20 protein-coding genes are annotated in these 21,663 nt (G+C 31.5%); 3 read left to right on the top strand and 17 right to left on the bottom strand.

The genetic code is table 11. The features are described from left to right. Positions 1–7: 7 nt before the first annotated feature. The 5 genes from AAYQ19_RS21270 to AAYQ19_RS21250 form a co-directional block, all read right to left on the bottom strand. Positions 8–1,144 carry an ABC transporter substrate-binding protein gene (locus AAYQ19_RS21270; RefSeq protein ID WP_343539152.1) on the bottom strand — a complete coding sequence of 379 codons (1,137 nt, stop codon included), beginning with the start codon at positions 1,142–1,144 and terminating at the stop codon, positions 8–10. Between the two features lie 54 nt (positions 1,145–1,198). Next, positions 1,199–1,789 carry a phage tail protein gene (locus AAYQ19_RS21265; RefSeq protein WP_343539150.1) on the bottom strand — a complete coding sequence of 197 codons (591 nt, stop codon included), beginning with the start codon at positions 1,787–1,789 and terminating at the stop codon, positions 1,199–1,201. A 73-nt stretch (positions 1,790–1,862) separates the two neighbouring features. Beyond that, positions 1,863–2,441: a phage tail protein gene (locus AAYQ19_RS21260; protein ID WP_343539148.1), complete on the bottom strand. Its 579-nt coding sequence runs from the start codon at positions 2,439–2,441 to the stop codon at positions 1,863–1,865. 271 nt (positions 2,442–2,712) lie between these two features. Further along, positions 2,713–3,483, bottom strand: a complete 771-nt coding sequence (locus AAYQ19_RS21255; protein ID WP_343539146.1) for an alpha/beta hydrolase — start codon at positions 3,481–3,483, stop codon at positions 2,713–2,715. 164 nt (positions 3,484–3,647) lie between these two features. After that, on the bottom strand, positions 3,648–6,080 hold the full coding sequence (locus tag AAYQ19_RS21250) for a sensor histidine kinase (protein ID WP_343539144.1): 2,433 nt from the start codon (positions 6,078–6,080) through the stop codon (positions 3,648–3,650). A 198-nt stretch (positions 6,081–6,278) separates the two neighbouring features. Between AAYQ19_RS21250 and AAYQ19_RS21245 the strand changes: the two genes are divergently transcribed. Then, the gene (locus AAYQ19_RS21245; RefSeq protein ID WP_343539142.1) at positions 6,279–8,252 is read left to right on the top strand and encodes a sigma 54-interacting transcriptional regulator; all 1,974 of its coding nucleotides are present in this window, start codon (positions 6,279–6,281) and stop codon (positions 8,250–8,252) included. Here AAYQ19_RS21245 and AAYQ19_RS21240 read toward each other — a convergent pair. Further along, positions 8,249–9,034 (bottom strand): alpha/beta hydrolase, encoded by a 786-nt coding sequence (locus AAYQ19_RS21240; protein WP_343539141.1) that lies wholly within the window; start codon positions 9,032–9,034, stop codon positions 8,249–8,251. The two genes, AAYQ19_RS21245 and AAYQ19_RS21240, sit on opposite strands and share 4 nt — an antisense overlap. Before the next feature lie 283 nt (positions 9,035–9,317). Here AAYQ19_RS21240 and AAYQ19_RS21235 point away from each other — a divergent pair, with 283 nt between their 5' ends. Next, entirely contained in the window at positions 9,318–10,154 is an 837-nt protein-coding gene (locus AAYQ19_RS21235; protein ID WP_343539140.1) for an alpha/beta fold hydrolase, read from the top strand. Between the two features lie 277 nt (positions 10,155–10,431). Here AAYQ19_RS21235 and AAYQ19_RS21230 read toward each other — a convergent pair whose 3' ends face one another. The 11 genes from AAYQ19_RS21230 to AAYQ19_RS21180 form a co-directional block, all read right to left on the bottom strand. Then, complete coding sequence (locus AAYQ19_RS21230; protein ID WP_343539138.1) at positions 10,432–11,112, bottom strand: metal-dependent hydrolase; 681 nt, start codon at positions 11,110–11,112, stop codon at positions 10,432–10,434. Positions 11,113–11,206: 94 nt separating this feature from the next. Beyond that, entirely contained in the window at positions 11,207–12,313 is a 1,107-nt protein-coding gene (locus AAYQ19_RS21225; protein ID WP_343539137.1) for a hypothetical protein, read from the bottom strand. Positions 12,314–12,459: 146 nt separating this feature from the next. Then, positions 12,460–12,918, bottom strand: a complete 459-nt coding sequence (locus tag AAYQ19_RS21220; RefSeq protein ID WP_343539136.1) for an SRPBCC domain-containing protein — start codon at positions 12,916–12,918, stop codon at positions 12,460–12,462. Between the two features lie 60 nt (positions 12,919–12,978). Then, positions 12,979–13,503 (bottom strand): hypothetical protein, encoded by a 525-nt coding sequence (locus AAYQ19_RS21215; RefSeq protein ID WP_343539135.1) that lies wholly within the window; start codon positions 13,501–13,503, stop codon positions 12,979–12,981. A gap of 11 nt (positions 13,504–13,514) precedes the next feature. Beyond that, on the bottom strand, positions 13,515–13,946 hold the full coding sequence (locus AAYQ19_RS21210; protein ID WP_343539133.1) for a hypothetical protein: 432 nt from the start codon (positions 13,944–13,946) through the stop codon (positions 13,515–13,517). A 370-nt stretch (positions 13,947–14,316) separates the two neighbouring features. Continuing rightward, a complete protein-coding gene (locus AAYQ19_RS21205; protein ID WP_343539132.1) occupies positions 14,317–14,817 on the bottom strand; it encodes a hypothetical protein in 501 nt (166 codons plus the stop codon). Between the two features lie 134 nt (positions 14,818–14,951). Next, complete coding sequence (locus AAYQ19_RS21200; RefSeq protein WP_343539130.1) at positions 14,952–15,911, bottom strand: leucine-rich repeat domain-containing protein; 960 nt, start codon at positions 15,909–15,911, stop codon at positions 14,952–14,954. A gap of 223 nt (positions 15,912–16,134) precedes the next feature. After that, positions 16,135–16,932 carry a PhzF family protein gene (locus tag AAYQ19_RS21195; protein ID WP_343539128.1) on the bottom strand — a complete coding sequence of 266 codons (798 nt, stop codon included), beginning with the start codon at positions 16,930–16,932 and terminating at the stop codon, positions 16,135–16,137. A gap of 209 nt (positions 16,933–17,141) precedes the next feature. After that, on the bottom strand, positions 17,142–17,906 hold the full coding sequence (locus tag AAYQ19_RS21190) for a hypothetical protein (RefSeq protein WP_343539126.1): 765 nt from the start codon (positions 17,904–17,906) through the stop codon (positions 17,142–17,144). A gap of 151 nt (positions 17,907–18,057) precedes the next feature. Then, positions 18,058–18,585, bottom strand: coding sequence for a PH domain-containing protein (locus tag AAYQ19_RS21185; protein ID WP_343539124.1), 528 nt, complete (start codon positions 18,583–18,585; stop codon positions 18,058–18,060). A 239-nt stretch (positions 18,586–18,824) separates the two neighbouring features. Next, positions 18,825–19,763, bottom strand: coding sequence for a ring-cleaving dioxygenase (locus AAYQ19_RS21180; RefSeq protein ID WP_343539123.1), 939 nt, complete (start codon positions 19,761–19,763; stop codon positions 18,825–18,827). A 318-nt stretch (positions 19,764–20,081) separates the two neighbouring features. On the opposite strand from AAYQ19_RS21180, the gene AAYQ19_RS21175 reads away from it, so the two are divergent. Next, positions 20,082–21,662, top strand: a complete 1,581-nt coding sequence (locus tag AAYQ19_RS21175; RefSeq protein WP_343539122.1) for a sigma-54 interaction domain-containing protein — start codon at positions 20,082–20,084, stop codon at positions 21,660–21,662. Position 21,663 lies beyond the last annotated feature (1 nt).

Raw genomic sequence — 21,663 nt, 5'->3', positions numbered from 1 at the left:
GTTTAGGTTAATGACATAAGTAAGCGTTTTGCCAGCCCGTAACTTGGACAGGCTCTTTATGAGAAGTAATTGCTTTAATAAAAGATCCTACATTAACTAATGTTTCTATCTTCTCAAAGCTGATATTACTTAGGGTGTCTAAATTTAATTTGTAGATGTGATTGTTATATATTGTTCTATTGGTATCCTGATCAAATTGAATTGTTCCTCTAGGACCTTCAATATTTATTTTGTTTATATGATCGATTAAGTTGGATGTATTGGTATTGAAATTTGATTGGGTAAGAATGTTTTTTAAGATTAACCCGTTTTCATACCCTAAAACAGAAAAAACAGTCGGAACTCCCGAGTAGGTTTCTTCATACGCTGTTTCAAAATCTGAATCTTGCGTACTATTCTGCATCCATGAACCTACTATATATAGTTCATGAGGATTACTTTTAAACTGTTCTAAAATTTTGTTATTAATAAAAAATGGCGTTACGTAAAAAGGATATTTTTGAGCAATCTTGTTTTGATTGATAAAATCGGCATTCTCATCAGCGTACAATCCGCTATAAAATGCAAAAACAGCATCAGGTTCCTGAGCTGTAATATTTTGATTCATATGTATCGCTTCGTCTTCTCTCGGAATAAAGGGAGTTACGTAATGCCCCGAAAAATTTGTGTTTTCGGTAAAAGCATGTTCTATAGCTGATAACAAACCGTAGCCTGAATCATAATAAGAAGTTGCACTCGCAATTTTTTTATACTTTTTCGCGGTCAGATAATTGCCTAACTGATAGCAAGATTCGGTTAAACCTAACGAGTTTAAGTAAACACCTTTATAAGTTGTTGTTCCGTAGGGCATTGTTGCGCCAAGATCTGCAGCAATTAGAAGAATGTCATTGTTTGAAGCATATTCAAAAACTCTCGACATGTTATAATGTCCAAAAAAACCAACTACAATATTTATATCTTCTTGAAGATTTAATTTCTGGATTTTCTCAATTATTATTTTTTCATCGGAACCTATCCCAATACTTTCCACATAAAACTTTACATCGAGATTATTGAGTTTTAATCCTCTCATAAAATCTCGATCTAATGTTGGGTATTGTTGTGATTTAGGAATCAGGAGTCCAATTTTAATATCTTTATTCATAACAACTACTATTTAAAAAACAGAGACATTTATTGCCTCTGTTTTTATAATTTATTAACCTCTTGATGGATAAACTCCTGCTAAACAAATACTCAAATTGACACCCAAATATGGATTTCTAATTGCAACAGGATTGTTGTTTCCTGCAAGACCAGTAGCACCATTAATAGTAGTTGTTATACCGCCAACTGCACTTGGGGTTCCGCCTGGTTCACTATACATATTTGCTGTCGCACCGCCACTTGCAAAAGAGTTTGAACCATTGTCACAATCATTAGTGATAGTACCTCCGTTTAATGCATTAATAGTTGTTGCAACTGCAACTTGTCCTGCACCATTACCAGATACTAAAGCATGATTATGAGTTGGCAAGTTATTTATAGTTAAAGTTACATTCTCAGCTCCATCTACTTCACCTATAGTGATATTTGATAATCCAGGTCCTTGACCTTGGCCTATCATAGAACGGCCTCTTAAATCAGGCAATTGAAAATTTGTTGTTCCATTGCCTCCATAAAAAGTTCCAATTAATGAAAACAATGCTGTATTTTGAGATATTGCCATGATTTGACCTTGACAAAGTGCCCATCCTTTAGGTGGAAAATCGAATGCAAATGCTTTTATAGTTCCAATATATTCGTCCATGATTTTTTTATTTAAATAGGTTATTTTTTTTTTTTTTTTGAGAATAAATTTTATTTGTTGTTGGGATATTCTATTAGCTTCTTGGTGGAAAAATTCCACTTAACAAGATGCAGTAATTAATACCTAAATACGGATTTCTAATTTCAACAGGAATACTGTTTCCAGTAAAAGAAGTAGCGCCACTAACTGTATTGGTTACACCTCCGACTTTTGCATAGTTTACATTTGGTTCAGAATAAATGTTTGCAGTTGCACCTCCACTCGCAAAAGAATTAGAACCACTGTCACAGTCATTAGTTACCGTACCTCCGGCTAAAGCGTTGATAGAACATGAAATAACTGCAGCGGGTGCAGTGACAACGTGAGTGTGGCTCGGCATAGTTGCAGTGGTAATAGTTGTGGATTCAGTTCCAGCAACTTGTCCCCAAACAATTGGTGCTAAACCACCACCTGTTCCAATACCAATAGTAGTTCTTCCTTGTAAATTAGGCAGTGCAAAAGTTTGTATACCGTCACCTCCAAAAGTGGTTCCGAGCAGGGAAAACAAAGTTGCGTTTTCTGCAATTGAGATAATTTGACCATTACAGTATGCCCAATTTAGCGGAGCAAAAGGAAAGGCGAAAGCCTTAATGGTTCCCATGTATTCATCCATAATAAATCTGTTTTAAAGTTTTTGATGAAACAAAGTACTTGATTTTCAGTGTTATATGAATGCGTAGAAATACGTGATTTTATAGTAAATGTATTACGTAAGTGTTAATTTTTATCTGTAAATCAGTTTGTTATAATTGTTTTGTAACAAACGGCTATTGATTTGTTTTTAAGCCTGTCATTTGTACTATTTGACTTTGTCCGAAAAATAAAAAGGGCTTTTGTCAAGAAAATTTTTGACAAAAGCCCATTTGCTTTTTTAAGTTGAAAATTTACAGCGCTTCATACCAATTTAAGATATAATCGGCTACGGATTCCCAGCCAGGCTCTCCGCAAATAAAATGACTTTTTCCATCAAATATTTTGAGGTCAACGCGACCTGCTTGTTCAGTATATTTGTTCGCGATAGTTTTTGTGAGGTTAGGAGGAAAGATGTGATCATTGCCACCTCCAATAAATAAGATAGGCTCGTGCGATTTTTTGAAATTGATATTTGAAAAAGAATTCAAAACCAATTCCCGACTTACTTTATAACTTTCAGGTACAGCAAATTTCTCAAAAGCTTTACTTTTTTCTGCTTCGGGAATTGTATTAAAGAAAGCATAGTCATACCACTTTCTGCTTCCCATAAAATATTTGTTTGATGAAAAGAAACCAAATGCAGGTATGACCGTTTTTAAAGTTTGAAATGGAGGAAAAACATTTTTAGGTGGTGCGCCATCAATGCTTACTCCAGCAGAAGCTTTTCCTAGTTCGACTAATTTCAAAGTTGCCATTCCTGCCATAGAGTGGCCTATAACTAAAGGTTTTTCCGGTAAAGAATCTATCAAACTGCTGATATTGTTTACTACATCTATAAATCCAGTTTGAATTAAATTCGGATGAACTTTTGCTCTTAATGCTGCAGGATCACCGTCGTGTCCAGGATTTGAAGGCGCGTAAACCGTATATCCTTTTTGTTCATAGTACTTTTTCCAATCTGTCCATGTTTTTTCATTTACAAAATTTCCGTGAATAAGTACAATCGTTTTTGATTTTGACATGATTATATGATTTGATTAAAGTTAGAATTTCTATTATTCCAGGAAAACCAATTTATATGCCACGGTTAAAATAGTTATAAACAGTAGGGTTATAGATTTTTTTGTGATTAGAAAGCACTATATTTCGCTAAACGATTTTAGATTAGTGAGATTTCGTTATCAAATTATCTTCTTCTTTCGTTTATTGGAAATTCTTTCGAAAACTCAATTTTTAATATCGTTCCGTTTTTATTTTCCATAGAGAAATTTGCATCTAAATCATCGCTTAAACCTTTTATCAAACTCAATCCGAATGAATTGATTTTTTTGGCGCCGATATTGGTGTCAAATCCAATTCCGTTATCTGCAATTGTCAACAAATATTTGTTTTCAGAAGTAGCTACCAAAGTGACGTAAATCATTCCTGTTTTATCATCTGGAAAAGCATATTTGATCGAATTTGTAATCGATTCATTTAAAATTAAGCCAAGCGGAACAGCTTGTGCGACATCTAATTCTAATGGATCAATTTTTAACTCAAATCGAATTCGTTGTCCAAGTGAAAATGATTCGCGTAAATATTCGACCAATTCTTTGATGTAATTCGGCATATTGATAGTCGAAATATTCTCGGAATTATACAATTTCTGATGAATCAAAGACATTGAATGAATTCGATGTTGGCTGTTTTTAATAGCCGAAAGTGCCATGTCATTTTCCAAATAAGCAGATTGAGAATTTAGCAGACTTATAACCGTTTGAAGATTGTTTTTCACACGATGATGAATTTCTTTCAAAAGCCATTCTTTTTCGTCTAATAAATGTCTAAGATTGATGTTTTTAAGATTGATTTCTTTTTCTTTCAATTCGAGTTCAGCATTATTTTTTTGCTTCAAACGGTATCTGTTGTATAATAATCCAATAATTAATACCAATAAAACCAAACTTGAGATTGAAACCGTATTCAATAATTTTGATTTTTTTAATGCAGTTTCCTGCAAATTAGTTTCTTTATCTAATTGTTTGATTTTTTGCTCTTTATTTCCAGTTTCATAAGCAATTTTAAGTTCTTCTATTTCTTTGTTTTTCTTGCTTCTAAACATAGAATCACTTACAAGTTTATAGTTTTGAAAGTGTTTCAAAGCTCCTTTATAGTCTCCGTTAAGAGAATCCAAACGAAATAGCAATACCTGAAAACCTTCTGAATTATAATTTTTTCTATAAGTTTTACGAAGCTCCAAAACTTTGTCCGCATAAAATCGGGCTTCTTTTAGGTTATTTCTGTTGGCATAAAATAACCCCATAAAAATATATTGATGAATAAGCTCTCTCGCAGTTTCTGTGCCTTTCAATTGTTTGGCATAAAAATCCATTTCCTTAAAGTATTTCTCTGCTTTTGGATAATCTTTTATTTTTTCATAACAATTTGCTTTAATATAGGCGATTGACATTTTATCAAAAGTATTTTTGGGAGGATATTTTGCAGTCATTTTATTGATATAATCAAGAGCTTCTCTATCTTTCCCTTTTTCTGATATTGCTCCAATGGCGCCAAAAAAACTTTTGTACCACGAACCACTATCTAAAGTTTTTTGCCCAATTTCGATACTTTTATCATACATTTCTAATGCTTCCTCATGGTGACCAAGTATATTATAAACATCTCCAAGACGCATGTAGTAAACATCCCCAAGGGTGAAATCTTTTTCAGCTTCCATTCTTTTTACACTTTTTAAAGCATAATAGAGCGCAACTTTCATATCGAGTTGATTTATTGCAATAAAGGAAATAGTAGTCTCGGTAAATTGCTGGTGTTTAAAATTGATCTTTCTTAGATCAATAAGATTTTGATAAAGCCTTTTTTTAGCTTCATTTACTTTTCCTCCCCAAAAATAAATGGTTGTAATTTTAGCGTAATTTTCAATCCTTTTTTCCTCCATTTTTAACGAAGCATAAATTGAAATCGCTTCTTCCAGAATCTTTTCTTTCTGAGGATCTAAATTGAATAAAAGCGTTCCATAAGCGTCTAAAGCTCGAGCGAGACCCAATTGATCATTTTGCTTTCTGCATTCCTCAATAACTTTCAAAAAGCATTTGTTTCCTTCGGCTTGATTGTTTGCTTGGTAATAGAATTTTCCAAGCAACAATAAACTTTCATGTTGCCATTTTTTGTTTTTTAAGTCATTTGATTCGATAGTAGCTTGATCGATATAAGTTTTAGCATTTTGAAGATCGTCTGGTTTTGAACCGGGTTTGAAAAGATAAAAATTAGAAAGCTGAAAAAGAAGCTTAATGCGATCTTCGTCTTTTGTTTTTGAAAGAAGTCTTTTTGCTGAATCAATATTTCCATTATTAATAAAATCGCTTCCAATAAGTTTCTTGCCATCATTAAAACCTTCATCATAAGCTAGTGATAGTGGTAATTTATAAGCTTTACAGGCTAAAACTACAGAACTGTCAGCGTCAATCGTGCCTTGATTTGCATTGTACAAATAGATCGAGCAAAATTGGATTAATAGTCTTTTTTTCTTCAAATCATAATGAGAAACAGATGGAGCTTGCGCTGAAGAGACGAAAACATTTACTAAAATCAAATAGAAAGTAAAACGAAGTTTCATAAACGATTTATTATTAGGTTTTTGGTAAAACAAATATAGAAATAAACGCAACTGATTGCTTGAAAAAATATCAAGAAAATTCACATTAAAACTCTTTTTTATGATTTTTATTTGGCAAAAAAGTTAATTTAGTTCGATTAATTAAGTAATTTTATCTCAATGTTTTAGATTTGTAATAACACTAAAAATACCACAAAAATGAAAATTGCTTCTGGTCATACTGAAAATTCGCCCGAATCTAATTTTAAAAGGAAAATTTTAATTGTAGAAGATCAATTTATTGAAGCACATGATTTGCAATTAATTCTCGAAAAGGCAAATTATGAAGTAACGGGAATTGCACGTTCAGTTGACCAAGCTTTAGAGCAAATTGAGATTGAAAAACCTGATTTGGTTTTCTTGGATATTATGTTGAAAGGAAGCCGAAATGGCATTGAACTAGCACATTACCTCAAAGAAAAGTATATCGGATTTATATTTATTTCGGCCAATTCTAGCAAAAGTATTTTAGATCAGGCTAAAATGACACAACCTTACGGATTTATTGTAAAACCATTTCGAGAACAAGATGTTCTCACTACGCTGGAAATTGCGTTTTACCGTCAGCAATATAGTTTAGAAACTCAGTTGATGCAACAATTTCAACTTCAAAAAGAAATTTCAGAAATCATAAATTCAAATTTAAAAAGAGAAGAAGCATTGCTGGCTTTTGGCAAAATAATTCAAACTTATATTCCTTTTGATTATTTAGAAACCGGATTTGTAACTTCTACAAACTATGACAATCTCGGGATTATTCGAAAAAATATAGATTTGTACCAAATTATCGATTCTAAAAAGCTTTCGCAAATTGCGGCAGTTTCAGAAAAAGAATTAAATGAAACCTACAGCAAATCAATAAAAGATAAAGAGCCGATTATTTATAGTGAAGAATCATTAATCAATAATTTTCAGGAAGCACCCATAAAAGCACTTATAGCGCATAGTTTCAGAATAAAATCATATTTGGTTTTTCCTATTGCAGTCGCATCGATTCAGCGCTATCATTTTACTTTTTATAGCAGAAATTTAAATGTCTATTCTCAAGAAAATTTAAAACTCTTGAGTTCTCTTGAACATACTTTTTCTCAGTTTATCAATAAAATTTATTCCAAACAAGATTTGAGTTTAGCTGTTGATAAAAAAGAAATTAAACCCACAAAAACAGTAAAAACAGCCGAAGGTTTCGAAGGAATTATTGGCAACAGTTCACAAATGATTTCGGTTTTTAATTACATCCGTAAAGTCGCTCCATCTGATACTTCTGTTTTGGTTTTAGGTGAAAGCGGAACAGGAAAAGAAAAAATTGCACAAAGCATTCACGCTTTATCTCCAAGAAAAGACAAACCATTAGTTATAATTAATTGTGGCGCTATTCCTGAAAACCTTGCTGAATCATTGCTTTTTGGACATGAGAAAGGCGCTTTTACGGGGGCACTTGATCGCAGAATTGGAAAATTTGAACTTGCTGATGGAGGGACTGTTTTTCTTGATGAGGTAGGAGAAATGTCATTAGAACTTCAAGTGAAATTATTGCGTGTTTTGCAGGAAAGAGAAATTGAGCGCGTGGGTGGCTCATCATCCTTAAAAATTGATGTTAGAATTATTGCCGCAACAAATAAAAATCTTGAAGAAGAAGTTGCTGCAGGAAGATTTAGGATGGATTTGTATTATCGTTTGCACGTTTTTCCAATTCTTGTTCCTTCGTTAAAAAAAAGAAAAGAAGATATTCCAGATTTGGCAAATCATTTTATAAGAATGTATAGCGAAAAATTAGGCCGTAAAACACCAATTCTTTCTGATTTTGCATTGCAGCAAATCATGAATTATAATTGGCCAGGAAATATTCGGGAGCTCGAGCACGTTATGCAGCGCGCTATTTTGTTGACAGAAGGAAATACAATTAAAGAAATTGAACTTTCAATGTCTTCAAAAATGCATCCAGAGCCAGCTTCTGAGCCATTTTCTATTAAAACTATTTTAGAAAATGAGCGTGATTATATTCTTTATATTTTGAAGAAATGCAACGGAAAAATTTCTGGAGCGGGTGGCGCTGCCGAGATTTTAGACATTCATCCGTCGACATTGAATTCGAAAATTAAGAAATTGGAAATCAAGAGAGAAATCAGTTAAGCGATTTTTTCGAGCCAATTCGCAATAAATTCAGCAACAGTTTTCCAATTTTCTTGTTTCAAAACCAAGTGATTGCTTTCGGGAAATTCTTTATAGCAACTTATGGAATGAACATTATTGTACTTTTTGAAATTTGAATATTGAATAGAAGCTACAATAAAGTGATCTTTTGCGCCAGAAACAAACAATAAAGGACAATGTTTTTTTGTGAAATCTATTTTTGAAGCGGCAGATAAAATATCCCTCAAAACTAATTTAGATTCTGGAATAGCTAATTTTTCATAGGTTTCCTTTTGTTCCTCAAATGACATTTCATTAGCAAAATAAAATTGCCATTTTTTAAAAGGCATTAAATAGGTTTTGTCGGTTGAATCGAAAAATGAAACTGTGTTCCAAATTGTTTTATAGAAAGAAAAATTGAAATAAACGATTTCTGCCGGAGGAATGGTATGCATGCAGATTCCCACAGAAGCGAGGTCTTTCTGAATTAATAATTGTGCTAAAAGTCCGCCGTAGGAATGACCAATCAAAATGGGTTTTTCAGGCAATTTTTCAATAATTTCAGTATAATAATCCACCAAATCGTTTAGTCGAAGATTGGCAATTTTAGAATTGGAATGGGATTGTCTTAAAGTTTCTGATGTTTCATTTTTGTATGGCCAAGGTGGCGCAACGGTTTTGTATCCTTTGCTTTTAAAAAAAACGATCCATTCTTCCCAACAAGAATGACTAACAAACGCCCCCGTGATAAACATAATCGTTTTTTTGTTGGATAAATACATAAGATCACATTTAAGATTGTTTTCTAGAAAGCAACGCAAATTTGGTTTTGCAAAAACAAAAGGAATGCCTTTTTTGTAAAGTATTGATTATAAAAGCATTTCTGTAAAAGGGAATTTTAGAATTATTATATATCGTTAAAAAGAAGTTTTAATTATTGAAATATCATAATTCCCGATAACAGAAGGAATTGTAAATGCCTTGTTTTAAAGTGTTTTGTGTTTTGGTTTAATCTTTGCCTGCCTGAATTCAAAAAAAACTATAGCAAATCTTTAAATTATAATTATGAAAAAAATTTATGATGCAGAGACACGTTTTGCCGATGCCGGCGATCGTAAAATTGCTTACCGTTCTTATGGAAAAGGCAAAGCAATATTTTTTATAAACCGTTTTAGAGGAACTCTTGATACTTGGGATCCATTATTTGTGGCATTGATGGCAAAAAAGTTCAATGTTATTGTATTTGATTATTCTGGAATTGGTTCTTCTACAGGCAGTTTAGCGCCCGATTTGACAATTGTTGCCAAAGATATTAAGGACCTTGCCGATATTTTGAAATTAGAATCAATTGCGGTTTTAGGATGGTCATACGGCGGTTTAGTAGCGCAAGCAGTAACGTTATTATATCCTAATTTAGTGACGCATGCGGTTTTAGTTGGTACAAATCCGCCAGGAACTAATTTGGTTCCAATTGAGCAGGCTTTTTATGATGCGGCTTTGAAACCTTTAAATGATTTTGAAGACGAAATTGTTCTATTTTTCGAACCAAAATCTGAATCAAGCCGATTGGCGGCAAAAGCTTCACATGACAGAATTCATAAAAGAATTGAAGTAGAAAAAATTCCTTCGACGATGGATGTTTTCCAATTGTATTTTGGTGGTGGCGATGGTTTTAGAGAAGATGTTTTAAATTTTAGAGAACAAATTAAAAAAACGAAAACGCCAATTCTGATTATTTGCGGTGATCATGATATTAGTTTCGCAGTAGAAAATTGGTATTCATTTTTAAATCAAATGACCAATGCGCAATTGGTAGTTCATTCTGGAACGGGACATGCACCACAACATCAATACCCAGAACTGACTTCAAAACAGATCATTAATTTTGTAAAATACACATAAGACATTTAGAATTTCAATCACGCATAGGATTGAAATTCTTTAAATAATATTATGTGTTAAAAGGAATAGTTTCAGCGACTATTCCTTTTTTTTATGTTGTAAATTTATGCTTTGTGTTGGGAAATCTGCAATTCCGATAGCTATCAGGAGCGAGAGGAAAAATTCAACCTATTTTTTTGAGCATTTTTTATAAATCGATTTTTCAAGAAATAATCACAAATGATATTTCGCTAAAAAGCCAATTTTAGCGAAATATAACAAAGAAAAACGCTCTAAATTAAATGTCTATTGAAGTATTTATTTTTGGCAAATAAAGATTCAAATTTGCATTTTTGAATGCATCCAATGCTTTTTGATGATCCATAACAATGAAACCAAAAGTATCATAATGAACACCTAAGACTTTGGTCACGCCAACAAGTTTTGAAGCTTCAATTGCTTCTTCAATTCCCATTGTGAGTCCGTCGCCAATTGGAAAAACGGCAAAATCAAGTTTAGTGAATTTTGGAATTAACTGCATATCTAAAGTAAGTGCTGTATCACCGCTGTAATAGAAATTTCCATCAAAAGTTGTTAGTACAAAACCACAGGCGATACCACCATAAGAACCGTCTATGAAACTGCTTGGATGCTGTGCAACCACACATTTTACAGTTCCGAAATCAAAATCAAATTTTCCACCTGGATTTATTGGGTGCGCGTTTTCGATTCCGTTTTTTAAAAGCCAATTGTAGATTTCAAAATTGCCAAGGACTTTTGCTCCTGTGTTTTTTGCAATTCGATCAACATCCAGAATATGATCATAATGGGCATGTGAAATGAAAATATAATCGGCTTTAATAGCGTCAACATCAACATCTTTTGCTAATTCGTTTGGCGTAATAAAAGGATCAAAAAGAATATGTTTTCCGTTAGCATAAACCGAAAAACACGAATGTCCGTAATAGGTAATTTTCATGATTTAAAGATTTAATTAGTTAATAATCAATCTTGTTTTTCAAGAAATGTGCCAATGAAAATAAATACAGCATTACCTTTTTATAGGTCATTTTTTAAAAGTATTCAATTTCATATACGACTTTACTTGGTCTCGATTTATTAGAAAACGAAGTCAAGGTTTGAATTAAATGATTGTATTTATTATAAGTGTATTCCGTTTTTAAATTCCCTCGGTCGTCAGAAGTTTCTGTTTTTGCTAATGAATCATTATCGGAATGAAAATAGTATGTAAAACTAAAGCCGTCTTTTTGAGTACTTAAACCTTCTTGTAAATCCGAGTATACTAAAATATTGTTTTCATATTTTTTTGTTCGTTTCGTTTGAGAGGTAATCATACCATCATCATTGTTTTTTTCGATTTCAATGAAAGTAATTACGTTTTTATTATCATCATAAGCATAAGTTCGCTCGATGGTTTTTGAAATGTATTTTATTACTTTCTTGACAACAAGTTTATTTTTATATTCCTGTTCAACAGTACCAGAAGATTTTTTCTCCGTTAATACATTGTCTTTGAAAATACTCCTAACTGATTCAGAAAAAACAATTTGGTTATCCTTGTTGTATTTGTAAATTCTTTCGACAATGACTTTCCTGCTTGGATCAATTTGACTTATTTCTTCTTTTCGAATTAAATTTTTTCCTGAGTAATAAAAATTTGTAACATATGCGCCAGTAATATCTTTCATTAAAACTAATCTGTTTTTATTGTCATAATACTGATAACCAGATATTTTTAAACTTCCATCATTTGATAAACGGAAAGTTTCGCCATCAATAATTTTCCCTTTATCATTTAAATTTAGTTTAGTGGTAGTTATTATATCAGCGTTTGGTTTCTTTCCTGTTTCATCAAGATTATAGATTTGTTTTTGAGTCAACTCAACAATCATATTACCTTTGTATTTTGTAATTGTACTTATGGTTGCATGATTCCAATAAACGCTTCTTGAAATGGGTCTGCCTATCGAATCAAATTCATCAACAGTCTTATTGCCTTCAAATTTTGTAATTTTTTTATAGGGTTTGATCGAAAAATCCCATTGATCTCCGGGAGGTGGAGGTGGCCATTCAAGATCTAAGATTGGAGTAGGATCTCCAATTTGCCCAAAAGATAAAATGCTGAAAAATAAAAATGTGATGTAAATAATTTTTTTCATTTAAAGATGTTTTTGCGATTTGTTGCTCAAGTTCTATATTTATTATGAGGCAAAAAATCGCCAAAAGGTTGGTTGTATTGTTAGTTTTTTTATGGTTTAAATTTATCGAATTAACATAAATACAAAACGAAGTTTCATACATCTTTTTACTTTTCCGAAATCTCTTTTAATTTATCCATTGCCTTTGGGTACATGCTATTGAAATAATCCAAATAGTCATCAATAACATCCATTTCGACAATTACGGTTGTAATGCCATTATTTTCTTGAAAGCTGTAATTTTCATGTCCGCCAGCCCATTTTTCGACTTGCTCGCCTGTGGTTACTTCAGTATCTCCATCTAAAAAACCGTAATGACGAATAGAAACAAAATCAGCAGGTTTATGTTCTGCAATTTCCGATACCATTCCACCTTTTTTACCTTTTTCATCTGTTCCAACAAAAAGGATTTTGCTTCCCTTGTTCCAACTCCCTTCATAAGTAGAAGTAGGGTTGAAAGTTGCTGTCCAATATTCGTAAGTGGCTTTGTCTTTTAAGCCCAGCATCGTTTCATATACTTTTTGAGCTGATGCATTTATTTCTTTTTTAAATTGTAATTTTTGCATGGCTTAGTATTTTTAGAAACTTAAAGTTACATATTATTTTGCTTATAAATGCCAAGGCGATTATGGATTATCTTTATGTTGAAGATATAGATAATGTGGGAAAATAGAATCTTTTTGGGTTTCGTTTATCTTTTTTATCCATTGTGGAAATTTATAATTCACTTTTATAACAGAATCATTCACTAATGTATACTCACAAAAACTGTCTCCGTTTTTCGGATACTCTTTAATACCGTTTGATTGTTTTAAGAATTCCATATCAAGTAAGCAATCACTTTTATAAGTCCAAAGGAGTTCTATTTTGTCGGCCTTAGTATGATAATGATTTGTAAAAAAATCATAAATGCATTGGCCATGAAATTGATAAACTGCAAATTCTTTTTGGAAAACTACCCTTACCCAATATTTGGCCGTGTCACTTTGTTTAGCTGACCAAGTAAAATCTTGATCATCAGATATATAATCACCAATTTTTTTCGAAGTTTTTTCCGTAGAACTGTTTTTAGGATTTGGTTTTTCTACAACATTTTCTTTTCTGCAGCTTATCGAAGAAACTATAAGAAATAGGAATACAATTTTTCTCATATGAAGTTGTTTTATTGATCTTTCGTTCTGGTTTTTAATTTCCAGTTTTTTACGATATAGTAATTCCAAATGCCTTTTTGTGCTATTATTTCTACTTTATAATCTTTTGGATTACGATTATAATTTTGCCGATTCATTTCAGTACTAACTTCAAAAACTTCGGTTCTATTTTTAAATTGAAAAGACACGTCAGGATTTTTTTTGGTATAAAAACCTGTAACGTTGCAATTTATTATTTCGATTTTGTTTTTTTCTGCTTCTTTTTTATTGAAATAATTCCACGTTATACTTGCAATTTGCCCAAAACTCAAATACGAAACAAAAAATCCTTGGATCAAATAAAAACCAATCACATATATTTTGGTATAAGTTTGACTAAAACTTGAGTACTTTCTAATTAAAAAATCACGTCTATAAATTCCAAAAAAGATTAATCCAATCATTATTGGCAACCAGAAAATGTAAATATTGTATCTTATATCGTGCCCAATGGTTTTAGATTTAAAAAACGTATAATTTAAAACAGAAAAAATTAAAGCAGCTATTAAAAGAATATAATGTATTCGGTCTATTTTTTTTTCTTTGGTTTTTAGTATTCTTTTTTTCGTCTTCTTTTGGTTTCTTTTTTCTTTCAAGATATTGTATTTGTGGTTTATATATTTGTAGATCTTATTATTTGTGAATGTTTTTTTAGAAACAAATCGCACAAGAAATTATGTAAAGTCAGAGACATTTGCGCAAGGTTTTGTATGAAATACTTCTGAGAACGCTTTTGTTTAATTTCCATTTGCAAAGGTTGTGCATTATATGGTGTTATTTTTTTTGATTCATTTTTTGCAAAATGTTATTTGCGCGTTCATGATTCAGCCAATCAACTATTCGAATAATTTTACCGTCTTTTTGAATAACGATGGAATAATAAGACTTGGAAAATAAATAATTTAACCGAGTGTAATATTTAGTTTTTTCAATTCCCAAATCTAAAATGGAAATTTTCTCAATTTCACATCGATGAAACTCTTGAGGTTTATTGAAAAGCTTATATTTATTGGTGACTTTTATTTTTTCTGGAGAAATTTCTAAAATTACGCTGCCAAAAGTATTCCATAACCAAATGTAAAGGAAGAGAATAAAAAATGCTAGAAAAGGACCTACGTTGTAAAAGTAGTGCAATATAGAAAGCAAGTATGTATTTTCTGTTGAATTAATAGGCAACAGTATTACTATTATAAAAAGTAAAATGAAAAGTGCAAAAGGAAGTATGATGGCAACAATCCAATTTTGTTTGTTTTTAATTGTTATGATTTCGCTCATTTAGTCTTTTAGTTTGATATCATTTGGAGCTATGAAATTATTTGTTTTCAGTTAAGTTAATTTTTTTTTAGAAATGAGAACAAGAATCTATTACTAAGCTGCAAATACCGTTAAATATCTTTTGCGGTCTCATTTTATAAATAAAGCGGAATTCCTTTAAACTTTCTCTTTAATCTATTTTTAATTTTACTGTTAAGTTTGTTGTTTTTAAAATGAATATCACCTAAAGATTTCATAGTAAAAAATGACTCGGGCAGAGTTTTAAGGTTGTTGTTGTCCATAGCAAGGCCATATAATTGGGATAGGTTGCTAAAATTTTCAGGGAGTTCTTCTATTTTATTGCCCCCAAGACCAAAGTAGGTCAAACTTGTTAAATCAACAATACTCGAGGGCAATGTTGAAATCAAATTTTTATCGAAATACAACCAAGTCAATTTTTTTAAATTTCCAATTGAAGTTGGTAATTCAGAAATCTTATTGTAAGAGAAGCTTAAATTTACCAAGCCAGAACAATTACCTATTGTAGCTGGTAATGACGTAAGTTCATTGCTAGAGATTTCGAAATGATATAAATTTTTTAGGTCTCCAATTGAATTTGGAAGTTCCTTTATTTTGTTATTTGTACAGCGAAAAACTACTAAACTTTGAAGTTTTCCAAAATCTTGAGGAAGTGATGTAATCTCATTTAAATCTAAATTTAAATGCGTTAGATTTTTCATTTTTGTAAAAGATGAAGGAATTGAGGACAATTCATTTGACATCAAGTTTAACTCAATTAAATTGTCCAACGTTGAAATCCACTCTGGCATTTCTTTAATATCATTGGATGCAAGCTCCAATGACTTAAGGTTGGTGAAAAGTTTAACGTCCTCTGGTATTTTAGTTAGAGACTGTGAAGACAAATCTAAAATGTAAACTTCTTTTGGTGATTTCATTGCTTCAGAAATGCTTTTATAAGTTTTGAACCCTCGAAGATTTTCAGGAGGAACCGACATTGTAACATTATTATCTGAATGTGAAAAAGCTTCATTATCATCGACGATCGTTACTTCTACAGATTCGGACTCTGGTAAATTTGTTTCTTGGTTTTTCAAGTGCTCTTTATGCGCTTGGCAAGATGTAAAAAGTACTAAAATGATTATTATGAATTTCATCGCTTATGATTTCTGATTTATTTTTGCTACACAAATGTTTCAGACTTTTATATAAATGTAAATTAAAAAAATATTTCGAAAAGAAAGTATGAGATTTCAGAGAATTCCCAATGACACCACACATTTATTCCACTCGAGTGATAGCGAATGTCGATAACGATGTTTATAAAATAAATTGCCCTTCTAAAACTGTTACTGCTTCGCCAAAAATACAAACTTTGTCTTGCAATAACTCTGTACTCATAATTCCTGTCCTTAATGAAGATTGGAATGCATTCATTTTTGTTTTGTTCAATTTTATTGCCCAATACTTTGTTAAGAATGTTTGAATTCCTCCTGTCACTGGGTCCTCATTAGTTCCTGCCCAAGGCCAAAAATATCTATAATGAAAATCAAACTTATCACTGTCTGAAATAGAGGTTACTAAAACACCGTTTATTCCTGTATATGAATTTATCAACGCTGAGAAATCAGGTTTCAAATTTGCTAAATCAGAAGCACTTTTTATTTCAAGCAAAATGATCTTATTATTTGGGCTATATCTCTTATCTACAATTTCAGAAATCCCAAGTGCGTCTAACATTTGTTTAGGTACCTCAATTTCTTCAGTGTCATAAACAGGAAATTGCATTTTTATTTGAGTATCTACTTTTTCAATAAGAAGTTCAACGTTGTTACAGTTGACAAACTTTATTTTGTCAGCTGAAGTTGTGTCGAAAATAATTTTTGATGCAGCTAATGTGGCATGCCCACACAAAGGAATTTCGATCTTTGGAGTAAAAAATCTTATACTATAAGTATTGTCGATGATTTGTTTTACAAATGCAGTTTCAGAAAAACCAATTTCTGTTGCAATTTTTTGCATCGTCTCAACTTTTAAATCTGTATCAGGAAAGCAAACTGCCGCAGGGTTTCCTTTAAATTTTTCTCTTGTGAAAGAGTCAACGAAGTATGTTTTCATTTTTTGAAACTTTTATGTGTTTGGAGCTGTGTTAAAATAGAACATGATGTTCTTATACTATCGCGGGTTTGGGACTAAATTAAGCTCATTCTTTAGATTTGCCACTCGAGAGAGAGCAAACAGGCGAAGCAAATTGTTCAAACTACAAAAACATTTTTCTATTAAGCTTATTGCCCAAATCCGTTGTAGTAGCTGTTGTGTGCAGTATTTTATATTTTCCATTCATAATTATCTTCTTCACTTAAAATTTTAAAAATTTGAAAACCAAATTCAGCTAAGTATATTAAAAGATTGTCAAGAGTTTTATAGTCAAATTTCAACTGAATTATTTCGTTTTCCAGCTTGTTTAAAGGTAGGAAGTATTCAAAAAGAATTTTATAATAGTTATCCTTAGGAATTTTAATGCTTTTTAAATTTCCTTTTGAGTGCGTAATAGAATGCCTTATTTCGGAAAATATTTTATAGGTTTCGGTAAACCTAAAATTATTGTTATTGCTTTTTGAATATTGTTTAAATCTTTTATTCCCCGCCTTTTTTATTAATTTAAAAAGATCATCACCACCTTTTAGATTTTCTCTTGAATAATCTTTGTTTGTTGGTAATTTCAATAGGAAATTTGAGTCATTTTGTATTTTTATAGAGATAAAATCTTTTAGTAACGATTCAAAAGCTTCATAACATTGAGAAAAAGCTAAACCAAATTCTCTAGAAAGAACATTTTCAATTTCGGAAGCATAATTTTCTTTATAGGTAGATTTTTGAATTCCTGTATGAAAATTTATTTTCCATCCATTATCAGTTGGTCCTGTCCAATCACCAATAATTAAAGATGTGCCTGCAAAATATTTAGATTCTTCTGCAGTATAGATTTGTACATCTTTTAACAATACCTTATTAATTCGATTAGAGGTATGTTTAAAATCGGTTATTGTCTCAAAAAAAATATCTAATGATTTTCTATATGGGTTCTTCATCTTAATATTACGCACAACGTTCTGGTACTACTGCGGGTTTGGTACTAAATTAAGCTTGTTCTTCGGATTTGCCTAATTGATTCAAATACAAAATCATTTTTCCATTAAGCCAATTGCCCAAATCTGTTGTAGTAGCTATTAACAGCAGTTTTTATGGCAGATATATAATCTCATTTAATTTCTTATTTTTCTTTACGCTATTAAACATATTTTCTATTAAGGTATAATCTAACAGAAAATTTGTTATAATAAATTCTTTGCCGTCTTGCGAAAAGAGTTTTGTATATCCAAAATAACGTAATAGATTTTTATAATGTTTTGTTGATAAATGAAACTCTATTGATTTTAGATTTTTAGAATTCAAAACGCTTGGACAAGAATTTTTAACTATTGTTATTATTTCATTTTCATAGTCTATTTCAATTCTTGTGTTTTTTTCATGCCAAAAATATTTTACATATTGATAAATCACCAAAGTGAAATAATAAAATAAATATGAATTAATAATCAACAACAATATCCCAAAATATCCTGCCGTTTTATTATTATTCCAAAATCCGGATAATACTTTTATTGTACCGTAAAGCATAACAGGGAAATACAGAATTAGAAATACGATTAAAAAGGATCCAAATAAAAATTGGAAATTTAGTAATGTATAAGTTTTAATTTTAGACATGATGTTTATAGTCGATTTTAAATTGCAGATAACTAGTATATTGTCACAATTAAGTAGCAATAACACATCCAAAAATTAGCTAATTATCCCTATTCAATAATTCGTAAGTAAATATAAGAAGTTTTACTACAAATCAAAATGCGTTCAATTAACAAAACAAAAAAGCCGTCCCAATTCAAGGACGGCCTTTCCAAAAAAATAGTTGTGATATTCGGGATAAACCCAGTTTAGTAAGCGAATTAATTTATTTTAACCAAATGTGCCTCAATCGCTTCTCTTTGAGACTCGTATTGTGCTGGAAGTTTTAAGTTTTTACCTAATTCTTCTAAGCTTTCATCTACTGTAAATCCAGGATTATCGGTAGCGATTTCGAACAAAACTCCACCTGGTTCTCTGAAATATAGAGAGTGGAAATATTGTCTGTCGATTTGCGGCGTAATCTGCAATCCGTAAGCCTCGATTTTTTCTCTGAATTTCATCAAGATTTCGTCATTCTGAACACGGAAAGCTACGTGGTGAACAGTTCCGTTGGCATTCAAACCGCGTTTTTCATCAGCTAGTTCCACTAAATCTACAATTGCAGCGTTTTCAACGGCATCAGTTGCATAACGGTAGCGGTTAACTTCTTGGTCAATCAATTTATAACCAAAGATTTCTGTTAATATAGCTGCAGTTGGTTTGATGTCGTTTAAAGTCAATGTAATGTTGTGAAAACCTTTTGTTGCTACATCTGCTTTTACTTCGTCAGTTTCCCAAGCTTTTCTGTTGTCTTCGGTTTTTGATTCGATCAATTCTAATTTTAATCCGTCTGGATCTAAGAAAGTCAGATATTTTTCTCCGAATTTCTCTGCTGGTTTATTGTAAATTACATTGTATTGCTCAAAACGTTTTTGCCAAAAATCCAAGCTTCCTTTTGGAACAGAATAACCAATTTCAGTTGCCATTCCAGAACCTTTTCTTCCTTGCTGAATTCCTGCTCCCCAAGGGAAAAATGTCAAAATTGTTCCTGCGCTTCCTACTTCGTCACCAAAGTAAAAATGGTAGGTTCCTGGATCATCAAAATTCACTGTTTTTTTGATGAATCTCAATCCTAAAATATTTGAATAAAAGTTAAAGTTGCGTTTAGCGTCACCTGCAATTGCAGTAATATGGTGTAAGCCTAAAATTTTATTTTCCATGGTATTTTTTATATTAAATTGTTGTTTGATTTTCTTATACAAATTTACGGCGGTTATGCTTCTGCATCGATTAATCTAGATTAAGAAGTGAAATGTGGCGCATTTTTGAAATTTCCATATAATAACCAAATAACATTCCATTTGCGATAATGCCTTATTATTCAGGTCTTTTTAAAGAAAGTCGATTTTAGGCTTAAACGATATATCGTGATTTTACGGAATGCAAAATGTATATTTAGAAAATTCGATAGTAATTTAAAGAAGACTATTTCTTAAATTTACTTTTTTACCGCCAAGAAATACCACAGAAAAACCATTATGGAAAAGCCGATAGATAAAACTGCAATCCTAATAAACCGAATGCAGGAAAGAGAAAAAGAACAAATGCTCATTTTATCTATTTCAGCTTCACTTTCTCAGGCTTCAAATAAAACAGCATTTAATGATGTTGTAAATTCTGTTTTAAAAAAACATTTTCAATTTGATGATTTTATTTTGGCATCTTCAAATGAAGAGGAAACCGAATATCAAATCTTTTATCAATTTTCGAATAAAACTGCTGAAACAAAAAACTATGTTTTGAATGATGGATTTTTTGATCGTTGTTTGAATTCTGCCGAAATGGTTATTTTCAATTTGACTGAAAATCAAAATCATCCAGATTATATTCAGGCTGTTCAAAAAAAAGGTTTTAAAGACGGAATCGGAATTTCTCTTCCATATAATAACGGAAACCAAAATGTGCTTTTTCTTTTCTTCAAAAAAGCCAAAACTTTCAGCAAAGAATCGAATCGGATTTTAAGAGGAATTGCAATCCAACTTTCGATTACGATTCGAAATATTAGCTTGATGGAAGAATGTGAAAGAAATCGAAGCGAATTAGCAACTTTAAAAGGAAATGCTTCTCAAAACCTGGAAGTAAAAAGTAGAGAACAAAATCTAGGTTTTCATGGAATTATTGGAAACAGCGATGCCATGCAAAAGGTTTATAGATTGATTTCGCAAGTTGCATTTTCTCCCTCAACCGTTTTGATTTTTGGCGAAACCGGAACTGGAAAAGAATTAGTTGCAAGCGCAATTCATTATTTGTCTTCAGGTTCTAAAAACAAAATGATTAAGGTAAATTGCGCGTCGATTCCAGAAAATTTGATAGAAAGCGAATTATTCGGACATGAAAAAGGCGCTTTTACAGGAGCTACAGAACAAAGAATAGGCAAATTTGAACAAGCTGAAAATAGCACAATTTTTTTAGATGAAATAGGAGAGTTGCCTTTAGAATTGCAAGGAAAGCTTTTGCGTGTTTTACAAGAAAAAGAAATTGAACGTGTTGGCGGAAACAAAAGCATAAAAGTGAATGCGCGAGTAATCGCAGCAACAAATAGATCGCTTGAAAAAGAAGTTCTAGAGCAAAGGTTTAGAAGCGATTTGTATTATCGTTTGCATGTTTACCCAATTCTGTTGCCGGCCTTGCGCGAACGTCAAGAAGATATTGAGGTTTTAGCGAATTTTTTCTTAGAAAAACATTCCAATAAAATTGGCAAAAAGATAAAAGGTTTTTCGAAAAAAGTGCTCCAAAATATGAGGGCAAATCATTGGCAAGGAAACGTTCGCGAATTGGAAAATATAATTGAACGAAATGTTTTGTTTGCTAAAGATGATGTCATTAAAGAAATGACTTTTCCTGAAATTTTTAAATCAGAATTAGGTATTTCTGAAACTACATTTCATACTAAAACATTGCAGGAAGTAGAGAAGGAGCACATTTTAAAAGTGATTAAAAAATGCAACGGAAGAATTTCTGGCACAAACGGCGCAGCCAAACTGTTAGGACTTCCGCCAACAACTCTTGCTTCCAGAATGCAAAAAATCGGAATTAAAAGAGAGCATTTCCTGGACTAAT

The sequence above is a fragment of the Flavobacterium mesophilum genome (genome assembly GCF_039581405.1).
Taxonomy (GTDB): domain Bacteria; phylum Bacteroidota; class Bacteroidia; order Flavobacteriales; family Flavobacteriaceae; genus Flavobacterium.
The sequence above is the reverse complement of the archived record's forward strand: the minus strand, read 5'-3'. Positions and strand labels throughout refer to the sequence as shown.

Coding starts and splice junctions, on each gene's coding strand:
- AAYQ19_RS21270 (WP_343539152.1), bottom strand. CDS start 1,144: ATGAATAAAGATATTAAAATTGGACTCCTGATTCCTAAATCACAACAA.
- AAYQ19_RS21265 (WP_343539150.1), bottom strand. CDS start 1,789: ATGGACGAATATATTGGAACTATAAAAGCATTTGCATTCGATTTTCCA.
- AAYQ19_RS21260 (WP_343539148.1), bottom strand. CDS start 2,441: ATGGATGAATACATGGGAACCATTAAGGCTTTCGCCTTTCCTTTTGCT.
- AAYQ19_RS21255 (WP_343539146.1), bottom strand. CDS start 3,483: ATGTCAAAATCAAAAACGATTGTACTTATTCACGGAAATTTTGTAAAT.
- AAYQ19_RS21250 (WP_343539144.1), bottom strand. CDS start 6,080: ATGAAACTTCGTTTTACTTTCTATTTGATTTTAGTAAATGTTTTCGTC.
- AAYQ19_RS21245 (WP_343539142.1), top strand. CDS start 6,279: ATGAAAATTGCTTCTGGTCATACTGAAAATTCGCCCGAATCTAATTTT.
- AAYQ19_RS21240 (WP_343539141.1), bottom strand. CDS start 9,034: ATGTATTTATCCAACAAAAAAACGATTATGTTTATCACGGGGGCGTTT.
- AAYQ19_RS21235 (WP_343539140.1), top strand. CDS start 9,318: ATGAAAAAAATTTATGATGCAGAGACACGTTTTGCCGATGCCGGCGAT.
- AAYQ19_RS21230 (WP_343539138.1), bottom strand. CDS start 11,112: ATGAAAATTACCTATTACGGACATTCGTGTTTTTCGGTTTATGCTAAC.
- AAYQ19_RS21225 (WP_343539137.1), bottom strand. CDS start 12,313: ATGAAAAAAATTATTTACATCACATTTTTATTTTTCAGCATTTTATCT.
- AAYQ19_RS21220 (WP_343539136.1), bottom strand. CDS start 12,918: ATGCAAAAATTACAATTTAAAAAAGAAATAAATGCATCAGCTCAAAAA.
- AAYQ19_RS21215 (WP_343539135.1), bottom strand. CDS start 13,503: ATGAGAAAAATTGTATTCCTATTTCTTATAGTTTCTTCGATAAGCTGC.
- AAYQ19_RS21210 (WP_343539133.1), bottom strand. CDS start 13,946: ATGATTGGATTAATCTTTTTTGGAATTTATAGACGTGATTTTTTAATT.
- AAYQ19_RS21205 (WP_343539132.1), bottom strand. CDS start 14,817: ATGAGCGAAATCATAACAATTAAAAACAAACAAAATTGGATTGTTGCC.
- AAYQ19_RS21195 (WP_343539128.1), bottom strand. CDS start 16,932: ATGAAAACATACTTCGTTGACTCTTTCACAAGAGAAAAATTTAAAGGA.
- AAYQ19_RS21190 (WP_343539126.1), bottom strand. CDS start 17,906: ATGAAGAACCCATATAGAAAATCATTAGATATTTTTTTTGAGACAATA.
- AAYQ19_RS21185 (WP_343539124.1), bottom strand. CDS start 18,585: ATGTCTAAAATTAAAACTTATACATTACTAAATTTCCAATTTTTATTT.
- AAYQ19_RS21180 (WP_343539123.1), bottom strand. CDS start 19,763: ATGGAAAATAAAATTTTAGGCTTACACCATATTACTGCAATTGCAGGT.
- AAYQ19_RS21175 (WP_343539122.1), top strand. CDS start 20,082: ATGGAAAAGCCGATAGATAAAACTGCAATCCTAATAAACCGAATGCAG.